This window comes from Streptomyces blastmyceticus, assembly GCF_039521185.1.
GTDB lineage: Bacteria > Actinomycetota > Actinomycetes > Streptomycetales > Streptomycetaceae > Streptomyces > Streptomyces blastmyceticus.
Map to the genome: position 1 here is coordinate 191,585 of NZ_BAAABW010000021.1, position 4,093 is coordinate 195,677.

A 4,093-nucleotide genomic window follows, 5' to 3' on the forward strand; every position below is an offset into this window, starting at 1 on the left:
GCTGCGCCGCTTGTCCTCAAACGCCGGACGGGCTGAAATCAGCCCGTCCGGCGTTTGAGGACGCGCCCGCAGGGCGCTCCGCCGCAGGCGCAACGGACCCGCGGAGGCCTGCGGCACGCGCTACGCGTTCAGTTCCGCCAACACCCGCAGCGTCGCAACATCCCGCACGATCACCAGCAGGTCCGTCACCGGCCCCGCGCGCCAAAGCGCCAGCCTCTCCGCCAGCCTCCCCCGCGGACCCACCAGCGAGATCTCATCGGCGAATTCGGACGGCACGGCCGCGACCGCCTCCTCCCGGCGCCCCGCGAGGAAGAGCGACCGGACCCGGTCCGCCGCCTCGGCGAAGCCCATCCGGGCCATGAGGTCGGCGTGGAAGTTGCGGCTCGCGTGGCCCATGCCGCCGATGTAGAAGCCGAGCATCTCCTTCACCGGCCGCAGCCCTTCGGCCACGTCCGCGCAGAGGCGCGCCTGTGCCAGTGGCGCGACCATGAAGCCCTCGGGTGCGGGGGCGAGCGCCGCCGTGTGGAGCTCGGTGCGCAGCGGGGACCAGTACAGCGGGAGCCAGCCGTCGGCGATGCGCACGGTCTGGGCGATGTTGCGGGGGCCTTCGGCGCCGAGCAGGACGGGGAGGTCCGGGCGCAGGGGGTGGGTGATCGGCTTGAGGGGCCTGCCGAGGCCGGTGGCGCCGGGGCCGTCGTAGGGGAGGGGGTGGTAGCGGCCGTCGAGCGCGACCGGCGCCCGGCGGCGCAGCACCTGCCGTACGACCTCGACGTACTCGCGCGTCGCGGTCAGCGGGCTGTCCGGGAAGGGCCGCCCGTACCACCCCTCCACGACCTGGGGGCCGGAGAGCCCGAGGCCGAGCAGCATCCGCCCGCCGGACAGGTGGTCGAGGGTGAGCGCGTGCATCGCGGTCGCGGCCGGGGCGCGCGCGGCCATCTGCGCGACCGCCGTGCCGAGCCGGACGCGCCGGGTGTGCGCGGCGATCCAGGTGAGCGTGGTGAAGGCGTCGGAGCCCCAGGACTCGGCGGTCCAGACGGAGTCGTAGCCCAGCCGTTCCGCCTCGACGGCGAGTTCGACGTGGCGGGGGTCGGGGCCGCGTCCCCAGTAGCCGAGCGCGAGTCCGAGCCGCATGGCCACCCCCGACGCGAGCTGACGGTGTGTCAGTTATGGGACTGTACGGCCCCTCCCGGCACCCGGCAAGACGACGGCCCGCCGGGAAGAACCCGGCGGGCCGTCGAGGAGGGCGGGTGCGCGTCAGCCGCGCTGGATGCCCGTGGTGTCCTGGAGCACACCGCGGCGGCCGTCCTGCGTCTGGGCGACGAGGGCCTGACCGCGCTGGTCGACTGCGAGGTACCAGGTGCCGGGCGCGAGCTCGGCGACCGGGGTCGGGGAGCCGTCCTCCGCGTACAGCGGACGGGCCACCGGCACCGCGAACCAGAACGGGGCGAAGTCCGCGGCCGGAGCCGCGGCGGGCTGCGCCGCGGCCTGCGGAGCGGCGGCCGCACCGCCCATGCCGTGGTCCTGCTGCTCAGGCTGGTGCTGCTGCGGCTGGCCGTACGAGGGCTGGCCGCCGTACGGGCCCGCGGCGCCGGGCTGCTGCATGCCGCCCGGGTAGCCGTAGCCCGGGTTGGGGCCGGCGCCGTACGGACCCGGGGCCTGCGGGCCCGGGGCACCCATCAGCGGGGCCTTGAGCGCCGGGGTGCGCGGCGTGAGCAGCGCGGCCGCGGCGAGCGCGAGGTTGGCGATCAGACCGAGGATCTGGCCGACACCCGCGGAGACCTGGGAGCCACCGCCGACGATCGTCCACAGCGAGGACCACGCGGCGAACACCGCGAACGCGGTGCCCCACTGGTCCAGGCCCATGCCGACGACCTTGCGTCCCTCGGGCTGGAAACGGGCGGCGACGATGAGCGCGGCGGCAATGATCCCGGCGAGGAAGATCGACGGCAGTACGGGGAACAGACCGGACTTCCAGCCGTTCGGCTCCGTCGGGCAGAACGACGACTGCGCGCCGCAGTCGTACGAGTAGAAGCTGAGGAACGAGGCGATGAACAGCAACACCGCTGCTCCGATCACCACGCCGTCGCCTCGAGTGAGGGAGCGGATGTTCACCTGAAATCCTTTGTCAGTGTTGATCAAGGTCGTCGCTGTCGCCGGTACGCGAGATGCGAGGGGGCGCGGGGGTGGCCCCCCATCGTACGGGTGAACCTATCGCCTGAGCGGTCGGGGCGTCTCCTTCGTATCACCCTCGTGACATGCCTGTGGCCTGCTGGTACTTACCTCCGCAGGAAGTCCGCGATGCCATTCGCGATCCCTTGCGCCGCTTTCTCACGCCATGTCGGGTCGGTCAGCAGAGCGGCGTCCTGAGGGTCGCGCATATTGCCGCACTCGATGAACACCTTGGGGATCGTGGAGAGGTTGAGACCGCCGAGATCCGAGCGGGTGTCGAGCCCGGTGCCGCCGCCGATGTAGTTGGACGGTGCGCTTCCGGTCGTCCGCACGAAGTTCCCCGCGATCCGCGCGCCCAGCTCCTTCGACGGCCCGGCGATCGGGCCGGTGTCCGCCCGGCCGCCCTTCACCGCCGCGGGAAGAATCACATGGAAGCCGCGGTCGCCGACGGCCGCGCCGTCCGCGTGCACGGAGACCGCGGCGTCGGCGTGCGCCTTGTTGCCGATCTCGGCCCGCTCGTCCACGCACGGCCCGAACGGCCGGTCGCCGTCGTGGGTGAGCCGCACCGTGGCGCCCTGCGCCTGGAGGATCCGGCGGAGCCGGTGCGAGACGTCGAGGCTGAACGTCGCCTCCGCGTAACCGGCGTCCGTGGACGTACCGGTGGTGTCGCACTCCTTGCGGCCCGTGCCGATGTCCACGGAACGGTCGATCTCCGCGGTGTGCTCGCTGTTGTGGATGTTGTGCCCGGGGTCGACGACGACCACCTTGCCCTTGAGCGGCCCGTCGGCGCTCGGGGTGCCCTCCGCCTCCGGCGCGGACGGCGACGGCTGCCCCGGCGCGGACGCACGGGGCTGCGGGGACGGGCTCACGCGGTGCGCCGACGGCGGCGCGGACGAGGCCGCGGCGGCCGCCGGGCGCTTGCCGTCGTCCGCCGGGCCACCGCTCGCGTCCCACAGCAGCCAGCCGAGGAATCCGGCCGGGACCACCGCCGCCACGGCCAGCAGCAGCGGGGTACGGCTGCCGCCCGGCGAGCGGGGTATGCGGGGAAAACTGCCTCTGGACACCCGGCGATGCTAGCGCCGCGGCTCAGATCCCGAGGCCGGTCCGCTGCAGAACGTGCAGGGAACGCGTCACCGAGACCTCGGTGAACGCGCCGGACTCCAGGGCCCTGCGGTACACGCGGTACGGGGCCTGGCCGCCGTCCGCCGGGTCGGCGAAGACATCGTGGATGACGAGCAGTCCGCCCTCGGCGACGTGCGGGGCCCAGCCCTCGTAGTCGGCGGTGGCGTGCTCGTCGGTGTGCCCGCCGTCGATGAACACCAGCCCGAGAGGCGTGCCCCAGACCGCCGCGACCTGCGGCGACCGGCCGACGACCGCTATGACGTGCTCCTCCAGACCCGCCTTGTAGAGCGTGCGGCGGAAGGTCGGCAGCGTGTCCATCCGGGCCACACCGGGGTCCGGGTCCACGACCGTCGGATCGTGGTACTCCCAGCCGGGCTGCTGCTCCTCGCTGCCGCGGTGATGATCGACGGTCACGACCGTCGTCCCGGCCTCCCGCGCGGCGTCCGCGAGCAGGATGGTGGACCGGCCGCAGTACGTGCCGACTTCGAGCAGCGGGTGCGGGAGCGCTGCCGCCGCCGCTTCCGCGGCGGCGTGGAGGGCGAGCCCTTCGTCGAGCGGCATGAAGCCTTTCGCCGCTTCGAAAGCGGTGAGGGTTTCGGGTTTGGGCGGCACGGTTTCCTCCTGCGGCGGTGTGGGTTGCTGCGGTCATGCTCTCTTACCGGGTGGCGGGGCCTGCGCGGGAACGGTCTCTTTCCCCAGCCCCGCCCCTTCCCGAAACTGGGGCTCGTGCCCCAGACCCCCGGCCGCGGGTCCGTTGCCGCCTGCGGCGGGGGCGCCCTGCGGGCGCGTCCTCAAACGCCGG

Annotated in this window: 4 protein-coding genes; all 4 read right to left on the reverse strand. The window is 73.5% G+C overall.

Annotated features, from left to right (window positions below; translation table 11 throughout):
* Positions 1–120 precede the first annotated feature (120 nt).
* A complete protein-coding gene (locus ABD269_RS19645) occupies positions 121–1,131 on the reverse strand; it encodes an LLM class F420-dependent oxidoreductase (RefSeq protein WP_344119501.1) in 1,011 nt (336 codons plus the stop codon).
* A gap of 123 nt (positions 1,132–1,254) precedes the next feature.
* Positions 1,255–2,112 (reverse strand): hypothetical protein, encoded by an 858-nt coding sequence (locus ABD269_RS19650; RefSeq protein WP_344119503.1) that lies wholly within the window; start codon positions 2,110–2,112, stop codon positions 1,255–1,257.
* A 164-nt stretch (positions 2,113–2,276) separates the two neighbouring features.
* A complete protein-coding gene (locus ABD269_RS19655) occupies positions 2,277–3,233 on the reverse strand; it encodes an N-acetylmuramoyl-L-alanine amidase (protein ID WP_344119505.1) in 957 nt (318 codons plus the stop codon).
* Positions 3,234–3,255: 22 nt separating this feature from the next.
* Positions 3,256–3,852 (reverse strand): class I SAM-dependent methyltransferase, encoded by a 597-nt coding sequence (locus tag ABD269_RS19660; protein ID WP_301894502.1) that lies wholly within the window; start codon positions 3,850–3,852, stop codon positions 3,256–3,258.
* Positions 3,853–4,093 lie beyond the last annotated feature (241 nt).

Bases quoted from the DNA above. Each gene is read 5' to 3' on its own strand.
- ABD269_RS19645 (WP_344119501.1), bottom strand. From the start codon at position 1,131: ATGCGGCTCGGACTCGCGCTCGGCTACTGGGGACGCGGCCCCGACCCC.
- ABD269_RS19660 (WP_301894502.1), bottom strand. From the start codon at position 3,852: ATGCCGCTCGACGAAGGGCTCGCCCTCCACGCCGCCGCGGAAGCGGCG.